Raw genomic sequence first — 16,521 nt, 5'->3', positions numbered from 1 at the left:
AATGATTCGCTTTGAACATGTCAGCAAGGCTTATCTCGGTGGGAGACAGGCGCTGCAGGGCGTTACGTTCCATATGCAGCCGGGTGAGATGGCGTTTCTGACCGGTCATTCCGGCGCAGGGAAAAGTACCCTCCTGAAGCTGATCTGTGGGATTGAGCGGCCCAGCGCCGGGAAAATCTGGTTTAGCGGCCATGACATCACGCGTCTGAAAAACCGTGAAGTTCCGTTTCTGCGCCGCCAGATTGGCATGATTTTCCAGGATCACCATCTACTGATGGACCGTACTGTCTACGATAACGTGGCGATACCCCTGATTATCGCCGGTGCCAGCGGTGACGATATTCGTCGTCGTGTATCGGCGGCGCTGGATAAAGTCGGGCTACTGGACAAAGCGAAGAACTTCCCTATTCAGCTTTCCGGCGGTGAACAACAGCGTGTTGGCATTGCCCGCGCGGTGGTGAACAAGCCCGCGGTACTGCTGGCGGATGAACCGACCGGTAACCTTGACGACGCGTTGTCAGAAGGAATTCTACGTCTGTTTGAAGAATTTAACCGCGTTGGGGTAACCGTATTGATGGCAACGCACGACATCAACCTGATTTCGCGGCGTTCCTATCGCATGCTCACCCTGAGCGATGGTCACTTGCATGGAGGCGTGGGCCATGAATAAGCGCGATGCAATCAATCATATCCGGCAGTTTGGCGGGCGTCTGGATCGCTTCCGTAAATCGGTCGGCGGCTCTGGCGACGGCGGTCGTAACGCGCCAAAACGGGCGAAATCCTCGCCAAAACCGGTAAATCGCAAAACCAACGTTTTCAACGAACAGGTGCGCTATGCCTTCCACGGCGCATTGCAGGATCTGAAAAGTAAACCGTTCGCCACGTTTTTAACGGTGATGGTTATCGCCATCTCCCTGACGCTGCCCAGCGTCTGTTATATGGTGTACAAAAACGTTAACCAGGCGGCGACGCAGTATTATCCGTCACCGCAAATCACCGTTTATCTGCAAAAAACGCTGGACGATGACGCCGCTGCGGGCGTGGTGGCACAGTTGCAGGCCGAGCAAGGTGTAGAGAAAGTGAATTATCTTTCTCGTGAAGACGCACTGGGCGAGTTCCGTAACTGGTCTGGTTTTGGTGGTGCGCTGGATATGCTGGAAGAAAACCCGCTTCCGGCAGTGGCGGTGGTGATCCCGAAACTCGATTTTCAGGGGACCGAGTCACTGAATACCTTGCGCGATCGTATCACCCAGATCAACGGCATTGACGAAGTGCGAATGGATGACAGCTGGTTTGCCCGTCTGGCGGCGTTGACCGGGCTGGTCGGGCGCGTTTCGGCAATGATCGGCGTATTGATGGTGGCGGCAGTGTTCCTCGTCATCGGTAACAGTGTGCGTCTGAGCATCTTTGCTCGCCGTGACTCCATTAACGTACAGAAACTGATTGGTGCGACAGATGGTTTCATCCTGCGCCCATTCCTGTACGGTGGCGCATTGCTGGGATTTTCTGGCGCATTGCTGTCATTAATTTTGTCGGAAATTCTGGTCCTGCGTTTGTCTTCGGCGGTTGCGGAAGTGGCACAGGTTTTCGGAACGAAGTTTGATATCAATGGCTTATCTTTCGATGAATGTCTGCTTTTGCTGCTGGTGTGTTCGATGATTGGCTGGGTGGCAGCCTGGCTTGCCACGGTACAACATTTACGCCACTTTACGCCTGAATAATAAAAGCGTGTTATACTCTTTCCCTGCAATGGGTTCCGTAGCAGGGAAAGAGACCCCGTTGTCTCTTCCCGGTATTTCATCTCTATGTCACATTTTGTGCGTAATTTATTCACAGCGTTGCATTGAACTTGTGGATAAAATCACGGTCTGATAAAACAGTGAATGATAACCTCGTTGCTCTTAAGCTCTGGCACAGTTGTTGCTACCACTGAAGCGCCAGAAGATATCGATTGAGAGGATTTGAATGACTGACAAAATGCAAAGTTTAGCTTTAGCCCCAGTTGGCAACCTGGATTCCTACATCCGGGCAGCTAACGCGTGGCCGATGTTGTCGGCTGACGAGGAGCGGGCGCTGGCTGAAAAGCTGCATTACCATGGCGATCTGGAAGCAGCAAAAACGCTGATCCTGTCTCACCTGCGGTTTGTTGTTCATATTGCTCGTAATTATGCGGGCTATGGCCTGCCACAGGCGGATTTGATTCAGGAAGGTAACATCGGCCTGATGAAAGCAGTGCGCCGTTTTAACCCGGAAGTGGGTGTGCGCCTGGTCTCCTTCGCCGTTCACTGGATCAAAGCAGAGATCCACGAATACGTTCTGCGCAACTGGCGTATCGTCAAAGTTGCGACCACCAAAGCGCAGCGCAAACTGTTCTTCAACCTGCGTAAAACCAAGCAGCGTCTGGGCTGGTTTAATCAGGATGAAGTCGAAATGGTGGCCCGTGAACTGGGCGTAACCAGCAAAGACGTACGTGAGATGGAATCGCGTATGGCGGCACAGGACATGACCTTTGACCTGTCTTCCGATGACGATTCCGACAGCCAGCCGATGGCTCCGGTGCTTTATCTGCAGGATAAATCGTCCAACTTTGCCGACGGCATTGAAGATGATAACTGGGAAGAGCAGGCGGCAAACCGTCTGACCGACGCGATGCAGGGCCTGGATGAGCGTAGCCAGGACATTATCCGCGCACGCTGGTTGGACGAAGACAACAAGTCCACGTTGCAGGAACTGGCTGACCGTTACGGTGTTTCCGCTGAGCGTGTGCGCCAGCTGGAAAAGAACGCGATGAAAAAACTTCGCGCTGCTATTGAAGCGTAATTTCCACTATTAATCAGAGAACCCTGGATGAGAGTCCGGGGTTTTTGTTTTTTGGACCTCTGCAATAATCAATTACCCCCTCCGACAAAACGCCAATCCCCACGCAGATTGTTAATAAACTGTCAAAATAGCTATTCCAATATCATAAAAATCGGGTATGTTTTAGCAGAGTATGCTGCTAAAGCACGGGTAGTCATGCATAAAACGAAATAAAGTGCTGAACAACAACATCACAACACACGTAATAACCAGATGAATGGGGATTCTCAGGATGAATATAAAGGGTAAAGCGTTACTGGCAGGATGTATCGCGCTGGCATTCAGCAATATGGCTCTGGCAGAAGATATTAAAGTCGCGGTTGTGGGCGCAATGTCCGGTCCGGTGGCCCAGTACGGCGACCAGGAGTTTACTGGCGCAGAGCAGGCAGTTGCGGATATTAACGCTAAAGGCGGTATCAAAGGCAACAAACTGCAAATCGTAAAATATGACGATGCCTGTGACCCGAAACAGGCGGTTGCGGTGGCGAACAAAGTCGTTAACGACGGCATTAAATATGTCATTGGCCACCTCTGTTCTTCATCAACGCAGCCAGCGTCTGACATCTACGAAGACGAAGGCATTTTAATGATCACCCCAGCAGCAACCGCACCAGAGCTGACCGCCCGTGGCTATCAGCTGATCCTGCGCACCACCGGCCTGGACTCCGACCAGGGACCGACGGCGGCGAAATATATTCTTGAGAAAGTGAAACCGCAGCGTATTGCTATCGTTCATGATAAACAGCAATACGGCGAAGGTCTGGCGCGTGCGGTGCAGGACGGCCTGAAGAAAGGCAATGCTAACGTGGTGTTCTTTGATGGCATCACCGCCGGGGAAAAAGATTTCTCAACGCTGGTGGCGCGTCTGAAAAAAGAGAATATCGACTTCGTTTACTACGGCGGTTATCACCCGGAAATGGGGCAGATCCTGCGTCAGGCACGCGCGGCAGGGCTGAAAACTCAGTTTATGGGGCCGGAAGGCGTGGCTAACGTCTCGCTGTCTAACATTGCGGGCGAATCAGCGGAAGGGCTGCTGGTAACCAAGCCGAAGAACTACGATCAGGTTCCGGCGAACAAACCCATTGTTGACGCGATCAAAGCGAAAAAACAGGACCCAAGCGGCGCGTTCGTCTGGACCACCTACGCCGCGCTGCAATCTTTGCAGGCGGGCCTGAATCAGTCTGACGATCCGGCTGAAATCGCCAAATACCTGAAAGCGAACTCCGTGGATACCGTGATGGGGCCGCTGACCTGGGATGAGAAAGGCGATCTGAAAGGCTTTGAGTTCGGCGTATTTGACTGGCACGCCAACGGCACGGCGACCGATGCGAAGTAATCATTAATCGGCAACTTTGGGTTGCCGCCAAATTGCTAATATCGAGTACGCATGCTTCATGCCGGATGCGGCGTAAACGCCTTATCCGGCCTACAAGATCCAAAGAAATCAGTAAATTGCAGCACACATTGTAGGCCTGATAAGCGTAGCGCATCAGGCAATTTCTCGTTGGTCATCACTTTTGAAATCAAACTTGACGATTAACGCTTCTCCCAGCCGCCCTGTTGTGCCGTAAACCCCAGCGCCTGCATAAACGCCGTCATCACGCCGCGATCTTCCACGCCTGCATCCGCCATCCACCAGCCTGAAACGCCGGGATTGTTACGCAAAACCTCTTCCAGCAAATATTGCCCCACACCGCGACGTCGGGTGACTTCCCGCACGCGCAGGGAATCCAGTGCCCCCTCGGTGCCGCTTAAGGTTACGCGCACGGCAGCAAGCAGGCGCTCGTTAAAACGCGCGGCGTAGATGCGGTGGTTATCGTCAACCTGTAAAGAGGAAGATGAATACTCCGGCCAGATCTTTTGCAGATCAATCCGGTCCTGGTCGCTAAAGTGTTCTAATCGAATGATGGTCAGCTTCATGGGGAACCCGTGTAAATCACAAAAGTGGAACCAGTGTAGCGAAATAATTTAATCGGAGGCTTTCTCTTTTTTATTTCTTTTGGCAGGTGATTAATTTTTTAACAGCAATAATTACAAATTAAAAACATTAGAGAATGAAAAATGTCCAGCATAATCCCCTGAATGGTAGTGAATTATTCCGCCCTTTGTACCGTTATTTTATGCTGACAACGGCGCTTTTTTCTGTTTATCTATCAATAAATTCAGAATATTATCTGTTCTTAATCGACTGAAAAATAGGGATTTTAATCGCTATTATCACAAAACACTGCGCTAAACCCTTAATCAGACAGGCAAAAACAGTGCAGTATAAAAAAAGTACAGTCTGATTTGTTAACACATAAAAACAAAGCAACACAACATCACGAATGGGGATTTTTGACTATGAAACGGAATGCGAAAACTATCATCGCAGGGATGATTGCACTGACAATTTCACACACCGCTATGGCCGACGATATTAAAGTTGCCGTTGTCGGCGCGATGTCCGGTCCGATTGCCCAGTGGGGCGATATGGAATTTAACGGCGCGCGTCAGGCGATTAAAGACATTAATGCCAAAGGGGGAATTAAGGGCGATAAGCTGGTGGGCGTGGAATATGACGACGCCTGCGACCCGAAGCAAGCCGTTGCGGTCGCCAACAAAATCGTTAACGACGGCATTAAATACGTTATTGGTCATCTGTGTTCTTCTTCTACCCAACCTGCATCAGATATCTACGAAGATGAAGGTATTTTGATGATCTCGCCGGGGGCGACCAACCCGGAACTGACTCAACGCGGTTATCAACACATCATGCGGACTGCCGGGCTGGACTCTTCCCAGGGGCCTACGGCGGCAAAATACATTCTTGAGACGGTGAAGCCCCAGCGCATCGCCATCATTCACGACAAACAACAGTATGGCGAAGGGCTGGCGCGTTCGGTGCAGGACGGATTGAAAGCAGCCAATGCCAACGTCGTCTTCTTCGACGGTATTACCGCTGGTGAGAAAGATTTCTCCGCGCTGATCGCACGCCTGAAAAAAGAAAACATCGACTTCGTTTACTACGGCGGTTACTACCCGGAAATGGGGCAGATGCTGCGCCAGGCCCGTTCCGTTGGCCTGAAAACTCAGTTTATGGGGCCGGAAGGGGTGGGTAATGCGTCGCTGTCGAACATTGCCGGTGATGCCGCCGAAGGTATGTTGGTCACTATGCCAAAACGCTATGACCAGGACCCGGCAAACAAAGGCATCGTTGATGCGCTGAAAGCAGACAAGAAAGATCCGTCCGGGCCATATGTCTGGATCACCTACGCGGCGGTGCAATCTCTGGCGACTGCCCTTGAGCGTACCGGCAGCGATGAGCCGCTGGCGCTGGTGAAAGATTTAAAAGCTAACGGTGCAAACACCGTGATTGGGCCGCTGAACTGGGATGAAAAAGGCGATCTTAAGGGATTTGATTTTGGTGTCTTCCAGTGGCACGCCGACGGTTCATCGACGGCAGCCAAGTGATCATCCCACCGCCCGTGAAATGCGGGCGGTTTTAGAAAGGTTACCTTATGTCTGAGCAGTTTTTGTATTTCTTGCAGCAGATGTTTAACGGCGTCACGCTGGGCAGTACCTACGCGCTGATAGCCATCGGCTACACCATGGTTTACGGCATTATCGGCATGATCAACTTCGCCCACGGCGAGGTTTATATGATCGGCAGCTACGTCTCCTTTATGATCATCGCCGCACTGATGATGCTGGGTATTGATACCGGCTGGCTGCTGGTGGCGGCGGGATTCGTCGGCGCAATCGTCATTGCCAGCGCCTATGGCTGGAGTATCGAACGTGTGGCTTACCGCCCGGTGCGTAACTCTAAGCGCCTGATTGCGCTCATCTCGGCAATCGGCATGTCCATCTTCCTGCAAAACTACGTCAGCCTGACCGAAGGTTCGCGCGACGTGGCGCTACCCAGCCTGTTTAACGGTCAGTGGGTTGTGGGCCATAGTGAAAACTTCTCTGCCTCTATTACCACCATGCAGGCGGTGATCTGGATTGTTACCTTCCTCGCCATGTTGGCGCTGACAATTTTCATCCGCTATTCCCGCATGGGGCGCGCCTGTCGTGCCTGCGCGGAAGACCTGAAAATGGCGAGCCTGCTTGGCATCAACACTGACCGGGTGATTGCGCTGACCTTTGTGATTGGCGCGGCGATGGCGGCGGTGGCCGGCGTGTTGCTCGGCCAGTTCTACGGCGTAATTAATCCCTACATCGGCTTTATGGCCGGGATGAAAGCCTTTACTGCTGCGGTACTCGGTGGGATTGGCAGTATTCCGGGAGCGATGATTGGCGGCTTGATCCTGGGGATTGCGGAGGCGCTCTCTTCTGCCTATCTGAGTACGGAATATAAGGATGTGGTTTCATTTGCCCTGCTGATTCTGGTGTTGCTGGTGATGCCGACCGGTATTCTGGGTCGCCCGGAGGTAGAGAAAGTATGAAACCGATGCATATTGCAATGGCGCTGCTCTCTGCCGCCATGTTCTTTGTTCTCGCGGGCGTCTTTATGGGTGTGCAACTGGAGCTGGACGGCACCAAACTGGTGGTCGATACGGCTTCAGACATCCGTTGGCAGTGGGTGTTTATTGGCACTGCGGTGGTCTTTTTCTTCCAGCTTGTGCGACCTGCGTTTCAGAAAGGATTGAAAAGCGTTTCCGGGCCGAAGTTTATTCTGCCCGCGATTGATGGCTCCACGGTGAAGCAAAAGCTGTTCCTCGTCGCACTGTTGGTGCTTGCGGTGGCGTGGCCGTTTATGGTGTCGCGCGGGACGGTGGATATCGCCACCCTGACCATGATCTACATTATCCTCGGCCTCGGGCTGAACGTGGTGGTGGGGCTGTCTGGCTTACTGGTACTGGGTTACGGTGGTTTTTACGCCATCGGCGCTTACACCTTTGCGCTGCTCAATCACTATTACGGTCTTGGCTTCTGGACCTGTTTGCCGATTGCCGGGTTGATGGCGGCGGCGGCGGGCTTCCTGCTCGGCTTCCCGGTGTTGCGTTTACGTGGCGACTATCTGGCGATCGTTACCCTCGGTTTCGGCGAAATTGTGCGCATATTGCTGCTCAATAACACGGAAATCACCGGCGGTCCGAACGGAATCAGTCAGATCCCGAAACCGACACTCTTCGGACTCGAGTTCAGTCGCACCGCCCGCGAAGGCGGCTGGGATACGTTCAGCAATTTCTTTGGCCTGAAATACGACCCGTCCGATCGCGTCATCTTCCTCTACCTGGTGGCGTTACTGTTGGTGGTGTTAAGCCTGTTTGTCATTAATCGCTTACTGCGGATGCCGCTGGGCCGCGCCTGGGAAGCGTTGCGTGAAGATGAAATCGCTTGTCGTTCGCTGGGCTTAAGCCCGCGTCGTATCAAGCTGACTGCCTTTACCATCAGCGCTGCGTTTGCCGGTTTTGCCGGAACGCTGTTCGCGGCGCGTCAGGGATTTGTCAGCCCGGAATCTTTCACCTTTGCCGAATCGGCGTTTGTGCTGGCGATAGTGGTGCTCGGTGGTATGGGTTCGCAATTTGCGGTGATTCTGGCGGCAATTTTGCTGGTGGTGTCGCGCGAGTTGATGCGTGATTTCAACGAATACAGCATGTTAATGCTCGGTGGTTTGATGGTGCTGATGATGATCTGGCGTCCGCAGGGCTTGCTGCCCATGACGCGCCCGCAACTGAAGCTGAAAAACGGCGCAGCGAAAGGAGAGCAGGCATGAGTCAGCCATTATTATCCGTTAACGGCCTGATGATGCGCTTCGGCGGCCTGCTGGCGGTGAATAACGTCAATCTTGAACTGTACCCGCAGGAGATCGTCTCGTTAATCGGCCCTAACGGTGCCGGAAAAACCACGGTTTTTAACTGCCTGACCGGTTTCTACAAACCCACCGGTGGCACTATTTTACTGCGCGATCAGCATCTGGAAGGTTTGCCCGGCCAGCAAATCGCCCGCATGGGCGTGGTGCGCACCTTCCAGCATGTGCGTCTGTTCCGTGAAATGACGGTGATTGAAAACTTGCTGGTGGCGCAGCATCAGCAACTGAAAACCGGGCTGTTCTCCGGCCTGTTGAAAACGCCATCCTTCCGTCGCGCCCAAAGTGAAGCGCTCGACCGCGCCGCCACCTGGCTTGAGCGCATTGGTTTGCTGGAACACGCCAACCGCCAGGCGAGCAACCTGGCCTATGGTGACCAGCGCCGTCTGGAGATCGCCCGCTGCATGGTAACGCAGCCGGAGATTTTAATGCTCGACGAACCAGCGGCAGGTCTTAACCCGAAAGAAACCAAAGAGCTGGATGAGCTGATTGCCGAACTGCGTAACCATCACAACACCACTATCTTGTTGATTGAACACGATATGAAGCTGGTGATGGGGATTTCAGACAGAATTTACGTGGTCAATCAGGGGACGCCGCTGGCAAACGGTACGCCGGAGCAGATCCGTAATAACCCGGACGTGATCCGTGCCTATTTAGGTGAGGCATAAGATGGAAAAAGTCATGTTGTCCTTTGACAAAGTCAGCGCCCACTACGGCAAAATCCAGGCGCTGCATGAGGTGAGCCTGCATATCAATCAGGGCGAAATTGTCACGCTGATTGGCGCGAACGGGGCGGGGAAAACCACCTTGCTCGGCACGTTATGCGGCGACCCACGCGCCACCAGCGGGCGAATTGTGTTTGATGATAAAGACATTACCGACTGGCAGACGGCGAAAATCATGCGCGAAGCGGTAGCGATTGTCCCGGAAGGACGTCGCGTCTTCTCACGCATGACGGTGGAAGAGAACCTGGCGATGGGCGGCTTTTTTGCCGAACGCGACCAGTTCCAGGAGCGCATAAAGTGGGTGTATGAACTGTTTCCGCGTCTGCATGAGCGCCGTGTTCAGCGAGCGGGCACTATGTCTGGCGGTGAACAGCAGATGCTAGCGATTGGTCGCGCTTTGATGAGTAACCCGCGTTTGCTACTGCTTGATGAGCCATCGCTCGGGCTGGCACCGATTATCATCCAGCAAATTTTCGACACCATCGAACAACTGCGCGAGCAGGGGATGACCATCTTCCTCGTCGAGCAGAACGCCAACCAGGCGCTAAAGCTGGCGGATCGCGGCTACGTGCTGGAAAACGGTCATGTAGTGCTCTCCGATACCGGCGACGCGCTGCTGGCGAATGAAGCAGTGAGAAGTGCATATTTAGGCGGGTAAATTATCGAATACCCGGCAGCCACGTTCTGCCGGGCTCTTCGTCCGTATACAGACTTGTTTCAACAGACCGGGAGGATTAAAACCAGACCACTTATTTGCCACGGAAAGGTTCCCTCCCATGCATTATGCCGTTGTCGTCATGCTTGAACTGCTTTGCTGTATTCACGCTTACCGTACTGGACAAGAGCGGTATTGGATTTTTATCATCTTCTGTTTTCCGGTGATTGGCTGCGTGGCGTATTTTGTCATGGTGATGCTGCCAGAAACGGGCGCTGACCGTCACGGGCGTACCTTTCTGATGCGCCTGCAGGACAAAATCAATCCGGAACGTCACCTGCGCAAATTAACCGAAGAGCTGGCGATTGCCGAGACCAATCAAAACCACTATCAACTTGCCAACGAGCTGGCGCGTCTGGAGCGTTACCACGAAGCCGTTCCCCATTATCAGCAGGCGTTAAGCGGGATATTCGTCCATGAAGCGGCAATGATGCTAAGCCTGGCGCAGGCGCAGTTTGCCATTCAGGAGTTCGCCGCCTGTCAGCAGACGCTGGAAGATGTGATGCGTTATAACCCCGATTTTCAGTCGGCAGACGGACACTTGTTATTCGCCAGAACCTTAGCCGCCCAGGAGAAATACGCTGACGCGGAAAGCGAGTTTGAAGTATTGATTTCTTATTACCCCGGCCCGCAGGCACGTATTTTCTATGCGGAAATGCTGGCGAAAATGAGTCGACTACGTGAAGCCAACGAGCAATATGTTGCTGTGGTTGATACGGCTAAACGCTCAAGACCACATTATAGAAAACACCACCGGGAATGGATTAAGACCGCCAATGACCGGCTGAAGCAGAGTATTGTTCGATAAGTGCTGCGCCAGATAGTCTCTGGCGCATTAATTTTTCCCAACGTAGCATTATCCGTGCCCCATCTCCCATTTTCCCTCACCCGTACCGTCACCGCCTTGTCATCTTTCTGACACCTTACTATCTTACAAATGTAACAAAAAAGTTATTTTTATGTAATTCGAGCATGTCATGTTACCCCGCGAGCATAAAACGCGTGAATTCGCGCATTCGGTACAACAAGAGAGATAAACGATGAAACCGTTACATTATACAGCTTCAGCACTGGCGCTCGGACTGGCGTTAATGGGGAATGCACAGGCAGTGACGACCATTCCGTTCTGGCATTCTATGGAAGGGGAATTGGGTAAAGAGGTGGATTCTCTGGCCCAACGTTTTAACGCCGAAAACCCGGATTACAAAATTGTACCGACCTATAAAGGCAACTACGAACAGAATTTAAGCGCGGGGATTGCCGCATTTCGTACCGGCAACGCGCCGGCTATTTTGCAGGTTTATGAAGTTGGCACCGCCACCATGATGGCGTCGAAAGCCATTAAACCGGTGTATGACGTGTTTAAAGAAGCGGGGATTCAATTCGATGAGTCGCAGTTTGTGCCGACGGTTTCAGGCTACTACTCCGACAGCAAAACCGGTCACTTACTCTCCCAGCCGTTCAACAGCTCGACTCCCGTTCTCTATTACAACAAAGATGCTTTCAAGAAAGCGGGATTAGACCCGGAACAGCCGCCGAAAACCTGGCAGGATCTGGCAGACTATGCCGCGAAACTGAAAGCCTCCGGCATGAAGTGCGGCTACGCAAGCGGCTGGCAGGGCTGGATCCAACTGGAAAACTTTAGCGCCTGGAACGGTCTGCCGTTTGCCAGCAAAAACAACGGCTTTGACGGCACGGACGCGGTGCTTGAGTTCAACAAGCCGGAGCAGGTGAAACACATCGCCATGCTCGAAGAGATGAACAAGAAGGGCGATTTCAGTTACGTCGGGCGTAAGGATGAATCCACCGAGAAGTTCTATAACGGTGATTGCGCGATGACGACCGCTTCTTCCGGTTCTCTTGCCAACATTCGCGAGTATGCCAAATTCAACTACGGCGTAGGTATGATGCCTTACGACGCCGATGCGAAAGATGCGCCACAAAACGCCATTATCGGCGGGGCCAGCCTGTGGGTGATGCAGGGCAAAGATAAAGAAACTTACACCGGCGTGGCGAAGTTCCTCGACTTCCTCGCGAAGCCAGAAAACGCTGCCGAGTGGCATCAGAAAACCGGTTATCTGCCAATCACCAAAGCGGCGTATGACCTGACCCGTGAGCAGGGCTTTTACGAGAAAAACCCCGGGGCGGATACCGCGACGCGTCAGATGCTGAACAAGCCGCCGTTACCGTTCACCAAAGGGCTGCGTCTGGGCAACATGCCGCAGATCCGCGTGATTGTGGATGAAGAGCTGGAGAGCGTGTGGACCGGTAAGAAGACACCACAGCAGGCGCTGGATACCGCCGTTGAGCGTGGGAACCAGTTACTGCGCCGCTTTGAGCAGTCTACGAAGTCTTAACCAGTGAAATGTCGGATGCGTTTCGCTTATCTGACCTGGCATCGCGTGTAGGCCGGATAAGCGAAGCGCATCCGGCACAGTTCAGGAATTAACCGTAATGTCATCATCCCGTCCGGTGTTCCGCTCGCGCTGGCTGCCTTATTTGCTGGTCGCGCCGCAGCTTATCATCACCGTTATCTTTTTTATCTGGCCTGCGGGCGAAGCGTTGTGGTACTCGCTACAAAGCGTCGATCCGTTTGGCTTTTCCAGCCAGTTTGTCGGCCTGGATAACTTCGTCACGCTGTTTCATGACAGCTACTATCTCGACTCCTTCTGGACGACGATAAAATTCAGCACCTTTGTCACGGTCAGCGGTTTGCTGGTGTCGCTGTTCTTCGCGGCGCTGGTGGAGTACATCGTGCGCGGCAGCCGTTTCTATCAAACCTTAATGCTGCTGCCGTATGCCGTGGCTCCCGCCGTTGCCGCCGTATTGTGGATCTTCCTGTTTAACCCTGGTCGCGGGCTGATCACTCATTTTCTCGCTGAGTTCGGCTACGACTGGAACCATGCGCAAAACAGCGGTCAGGCAATGTTCCTGGTGGTGTTTGCCTCAGTATGGAAGCAAATCAGCTACAACTTTCTGTTCTTCTATGCCGCGCTGCAATCCATTCCCCGTTCGTTGATTGAAGCCGCAGCCATCGACGGGGCTGGCCCGATTCGCCGCTTCTTTAAGATTGCGCTGCCGCTTATCGCGCCGGTGAGTTTCTTCCTGCTGGTGGTGAACCTGGTGTACGCCTTCTTCGACACCTTCCCGGTGATCGATGCCGCCACGTCCGGCGGACCGGTTCAGGCTACCACGACGCTGATTTATAAGATCTACCGCGAAGGCTTTACCGGGCTGGATTTGGCTTCGTCTGCCGCGCAGTCGGTGGTGTTGATGTGCCTCGTCATCGTGCTGACGGTGGTGCAGTTCCGCTATGTTGAAAGCAAGGTGCGTTACCAATGATTGAGAACCGTCCGTGGCTGACAATATTCAGCCATACCATGCTGATCCTCGGGATCGCGGTGATCCTCTTCCCGCTGTACGTGGCGTTTGTCGCGGCGACGCTGGATAAACAGGCCGTCTACGCCGCGCCGATGACGCTCATCCCCGGCACGCATCTGTTGGAAAACATCCACAACATCTGGGTGAACGGGGTAGGCACAAATAGCGCGCCGTTCTGGCGGATGTTGCTTAACAGCTTCGTGATGGCGTTCAGCATTACGCTCGGCAAGATTACCGTCTCGATGCTCTCGGCATTTGCCATTGTCTGGTTTCGTTTTCCGCTGCGTAACCTCTTCTTTTGGATGATTTTTATCACCCTGATGCTGCCAGTTGAAGTGCGTATCTTCCCGACAGTAGAAGTCATCGCCAACCTGAACATGCTCGACAGCTACGCTGGTTTAACGCTGCCGCTGATGGCCTCGGCAACTGCTACCTTCCTGTTCCGCCAGTTCTTTATGACGCTGCCGGATGAGCTGGTGGAAGCCGCGCGGATCGACGGCGCGTCACCAATGCGTTTCTTTTGCGACATCGTTTTCCCGCTGTCGAAAACCAATCTGGCGGCGCTGTTTGTGATCACTTTTATTTACGGCTGGAACCAGTATTTGTGGCCGTTGTTGATTATTACCGACGTTGATCTCGGCACCACTGTGGCAGGGATCAAAGGGATGATCGCTACAGGCGAAGGCACCACGGAATGGAATTCGGTGATGGCGGCGATGTTGTTAACGCTTATCCCTCCGGTGGTGATTGTTTTAGTGATGCAGCGTGCCTTCGTGCGCGGCCTGGTCGATAGTGAGAAATAAGATGGCAGGACTGAAATTACAGGCAGTAACCAAAAGCTGGGATGGCAAAACCCAGGTCATTAAACCGCTGACCCTTGATGTGGCGGATGGCGAATTTATCGTGATGGTCGGGCCGTCTGGCTGCGGGAAATCCACGTTGCTGCGCATGGTTGCCGGGCTGGAGCGGGTCACCGAAGGCGATATCTGGATTAACGACCAACGCGTGACCGAAATGGAGCCGAAAGATCGCGGGATTGCGATGGTGTTCCAGAACTACGCTCTTTATCCGCATATGAGTGTCGAAGAAAACATGGCGTGGGGGCTGAAAATTCGCGGCATGGGCAAGCAACAAATTGCCGAACGTGTTAAAGAAGCGGCGCGCATTCTGGAGCTGGATGGCCTGCTCAAGCGCCGTCCGCGTGAGCTTTCTGGCGGTCAGCGTCAGCGTGTGGCGATGGGCCGTGCGATTGTGCGCGATCCGGCGGTGTTCCTGTTTGATGAGCCGCTCTCTAACCTCGATGCCAAGCTGCGTGTTCAGATGCGCCTTGAGCTGCAACAACTGCACCGTCGCCTGAAAACGACTTCACTCTACGTTACTCACGATCAGGTTGAGGCGATGACGCTCGCTCAGCGGGTAATGGTGATGAACGGCGGCGTTGCCGAACAGATTGGCACGCCAGTTGAAGTCTACGAAAAGCCCGCCACTCTGTTTGTGGCGAGTTTTATCGGCAGTCCGGCGATGAACCTGCTGACAGGCCGCGTGAATAACGAAGGCACGCATTTCGAACTGGATGGCGGTATCGCGCTACCGCTAAACGGTGGCTACCGTCAGTATGCCGGGCGTAAAATGACTCTTGGCATTCGCCCGGAACATATTGCGTTAAGCTCGCAGGCAGAAGGCGGCATACCGCTGGTGATGGACACGCTGGAGATCCTCGGCGCAGATAACCTGGCGCACGGACGCTGGGGCGAACAGAAGCTGGTGGTGCGACTGGCGCATCAGGAGCGCCCGACGACAGGCAGCACGCTGTGGCTGCATCTGCCGGAAAATCAGCTGCATCTTTTTGATGGTGAAACAGGACAACGAGTATGAGTAACTGGCCTTATCCCCGCATCGTCGCCCACCGTGGCGGCGGTAAACTGGCCCCGGAAAACACCCTGGCGGCAATCGACGTTGGGGCAAAATACGGTCATAAGATGATCGAATTTGACGCGAAGTTATCGAAAGATGGCGAGATCTTCCTGCTGCATGACGACAATCTCGAGCGTACCAGCAATGGTTGGGGCGTCGCGGGCGAACTGAACTGGCAGGATTTACTGCGCGTGGATGCGGGCAGTTGGTACAGCAAAGCGTTTAAAGGTGAGCCGCTGCCGTTGCTTTCGCAGGTGGCGGAACGCTGCCGTGAACATGGGATGATGGCAAATATTGAAATCAAACCCACCACTGGCACTGGTCCATTAACGGGCAAAATGGTATCGCTGGCGGCGCGCGAACTGTGGGCTGGTATGACGCCGCCGCTGCTGTCATCGTTTGAGATTGATGCTTTAGACGCCGCACACCAGGCTGCACCGGAACTGCCGCGCGGTTTGTTGCTGGATGAGTGGCGCGACGACTGGCGCGAACTGACCACGCGGCTGGACTGCGTCTCTATTCATCTCAATCATAAGTTGCTCGATAAAGCGCGAGTGATGCAGTTGAAAGACGCTGGATTACGGATTCTGGTTTATACCGTCAACAAACCCCAGCGCGCGGCAGAGTTGCTGCGCTGGGGCGTGGATTGCATCTGTACCGATGCGATTGATGTGATTGGCCCGAACTTTACGGCCCAATAGTTTTCAACGGAATATCAGGCTGCGGCGTGCTGGGCTGATTCAGCATGTCGCCGTTTCTTCTCTCTGGCAACATATGCTGCTGATTCAACGAACTATCCGGATTACGGTTGCTGTTTAACATTCCGCCGTTGGTGTTGGGCAGCATTTGCTGCCGGGCGGGATTTAGCTCCCCCGGCTGTGACTGCAATACCCGCTGAGAGTTGCTATTAAGCTGATTTTCTAAATGCTGCTGTTGCAACTGCGTTTGCGTTTTCAGTTGCTGATTCAGCATCCCTTTTTGCTGGATTTGCTGCGTTTGCATTTGAGTTTGCATTCGCTGCTGGCTGGGGATCTGATACCCCGGCTGGTTAGGGTTGTTCAGAGTATTAATGGGCTGTGCAAAGCCGACAAAAGGCAGGAGTGCCGTCAAAAGCAGAAGTCGTTTCATCG

The 16,521-nt window shown here is 53.5% G+C and carries 17 protein-coding genes; 15 read left to right on the top strand and 2 right to left on the bottom strand.

The genetic code is table 11. The features are described 5' to 3' along the window. Position 1: 1 nt before the first annotated feature. From ftsE to livJ, 4 genes are all read left to right on the top strand, one after another. Positions 2-670, top strand: a complete 669-nt coding sequence (ftsE, locus tag BEB42_RS21770) for a cell division ATP-binding protein FtsE (RefSeq protein ID WP_000617723.1) — start codon at positions 2-4, stop codon at positions 668-670. Continuing rightward, positions 663-1,721, top strand: a complete 1,059-nt coding sequence (gene ftsX, locus BEB42_RS21765) for a permease-like cell division protein FtsX (protein WP_001042003.1) — start codon at positions 663-665, stop codon at positions 1,719-1,721. Before ftsE ends, ftsX begins: the two co-directional genes overlap by 8 nt. Before the next feature lie 244 nt (positions 1,722-1,965). Continuing rightward, complete coding sequence (gene rpoH / locus BEB42_RS21760; RefSeq protein ID WP_000130217.1) at positions 1,966-2,820, top strand: RNA polymerase sigma factor RpoH; 855 nt, start codon at positions 1,966-1,968, stop codon at positions 2,818-2,820. A 271-nt stretch (positions 2,821-3,091) separates the two neighbouring features. After that, positions 3,092-4,195, top strand: a complete 1,104-nt coding sequence (livJ, locus tag BEB42_RS21750; RefSeq protein ID WP_001021996.1) for a branched chain amino acid ABC transporter substrate-binding protein LivJ — start codon at positions 3,092-3,094, stop codon at positions 4,193-4,195. 200 nt (positions 4,196-4,395) lie between these two features. Here the strand turns inward: livJ and panM are convergent, their stop codons facing one another. Then, on the bottom strand, positions 4,396-4,779 hold the full coding sequence (panM, locus tag BEB42_RS21745) for an aspartate 1-decarboxylase autocleavage activator PanM (protein WP_000778767.1): 384 nt from the start codon (positions 4,777-4,779) through the stop codon (positions 4,396-4,398). 423 nt (positions 4,780-5,202) lie between these two features. Here panM and livK point away from each other — a divergent pair, with 423 nt between their 5' ends. The 11 genes from livK to ugpQ all read left to right on the top strand — a co-directional run bounded on the left by livK (position 5,203) and on the right by ugpQ (position 16,092). Further along, the gene (gene livK, locus BEB42_RS21740) at positions 5,203-6,312 is read left to right on the top strand and encodes a high-affinity branched-chain amino acid ABC transporter substrate-binding protein LivK (RefSeq protein WP_001353622.1); all 1,110 of its coding nucleotides are present in this window, start codon (positions 5,203-5,205) and stop codon (positions 6,310-6,312) included. Between the two features lie 47 nt (positions 6,313-6,359). Further along, complete coding sequence (gene livH, locus BEB42_RS21735; protein WP_001295097.1) at positions 6,360-7,286, top strand: high-affinity branched-chain amino acid ABC transporter permease LivH; 927 nt, start codon at positions 6,360-6,362, stop codon at positions 7,284-7,286. Then, positions 7,283-8,560 (top strand): branched chain amino acid ABC transporter permease LivM, encoded by a 1,278-nt coding sequence (livM, locus tag BEB42_RS21730; protein WP_000803807.1) that lies wholly within the window; start codon positions 7,283-7,285, stop codon positions 8,558-8,560. Before livH ends, livM begins: the two co-directional genes overlap by 4 nt. Next, on the top strand, positions 8,557-9,324 hold the full coding sequence (gene livG, locus BEB42_RS21725) for a high-affinity branched-chain amino acid ABC transporter ATP-binding protein LivG (RefSeq protein ID WP_000082101.1): 768 nt from the start codon (positions 8,557-8,559) through the stop codon (positions 9,322-9,324). The genes livM and livG overlap by 4 nt, the downstream gene beginning before the upstream one ends. 1 nt (position 9,325) lies before the next feature. Beyond that, positions 9,326-10,039, top strand: a complete 714-nt coding sequence (gene livF, locus BEB42_RS21720; protein WP_000416895.1) for a high-affinity branched-chain amino acid ABC transporter ATP-binding protein LivF — start codon at positions 9,326-9,328, stop codon at positions 10,037-10,039. Positions 10,040-10,157: 118 nt separating this feature from the next. Next, positions 10,158-10,904, top strand: coding sequence for a hypothetical protein (locus tag BEB42_RS21715; RefSeq protein WP_000558846.1), 747 nt, complete (start codon positions 10,158-10,160; stop codon positions 10,902-10,904). A 232-nt stretch (positions 10,905-11,136) separates the two neighbouring features. Next, positions 11,137-12,453 carry a sn-glycerol-3-phosphate ABC transporter substrate-binding protein UgpB gene (ugpB, locus tag BEB42_RS21710; protein ID WP_000803191.1) on the top strand — a complete coding sequence of 439 codons (1,317 nt, stop codon included), beginning with the start codon at positions 11,137-11,139 and terminating at the stop codon, positions 12,451-12,453. Between the two features lie 97 nt (positions 12,454-12,550). Beyond that, the gene (ugpA, locus tag BEB42_RS21705; RefSeq protein ID WP_000099288.1) at positions 12,551-13,438 is read left to right on the top strand and encodes a sn-glycerol-3-phosphate ABC transporter permease UgpA; all 888 of its coding nucleotides are present in this window, start codon (positions 12,551-12,553) and stop codon (positions 13,436-13,438) included. Then, a complete protein-coding gene (ugpE, locus tag BEB42_RS21700) occupies positions 13,435-14,280 on the top strand; it encodes a sn-glycerol-3-phosphate ABC transporter permease UgpE (protein WP_000572172.1) in 846 nt (281 codons plus the stop codon). The genes ugpA and ugpE overlap by 4 nt, the downstream gene beginning before the upstream one ends. Position 14,281: 1 nt before the next feature. After that, the gene (gene ugpC, locus BEB42_RS21695) at positions 14,282-15,352 is read left to right on the top strand and encodes a sn-glycerol 3-phosphate ABC transporter ATP binding protein UgpC (protein WP_000907804.1); all 1,071 of its coding nucleotides are present in this window, start codon (positions 14,282-14,284) and stop codon (positions 15,350-15,352) included. Continuing rightward, positions 15,349-16,092, top strand: a complete 744-nt coding sequence (ugpQ, locus tag BEB42_RS21690; protein WP_000073600.1) for a glycerophosphodiester phosphodiesterase — start codon at positions 15,349-15,351, stop codon at positions 16,090-16,092. Before ugpC ends, ugpQ begins: the two co-directional genes overlap by 4 nt. Here ugpQ and BEB42_RS21685 read toward each other — a convergent pair. Next, on the bottom strand, positions 16,079-16,519 hold the full coding sequence (locus tag BEB42_RS21685) for a DUF2756 family protein (RefSeq protein ID WP_000826138.1): 441 nt from the start codon (positions 16,517-16,519) through the stop codon (positions 16,079-16,081). The two genes, ugpQ and BEB42_RS21685, sit on opposite strands and share 14 nt — an antisense overlap. Positions 16,520-16,521: the final 2 nt, after the last annotated feature.

The sequence above is a fragment of the Escherichia sp. MOD1-EC5990 genome, from assembly GCF_002965285.1.
GTDB lineage: Bacteria > Pseudomonadota > Gammaproteobacteria > Enterobacterales > Enterobacteriaceae > Escherichia > Escherichia coli_F.
Note: the sequence above shows the minus strand (reverse complement) of the source record. Positions and strands in the feature narration are given on the sequence as shown.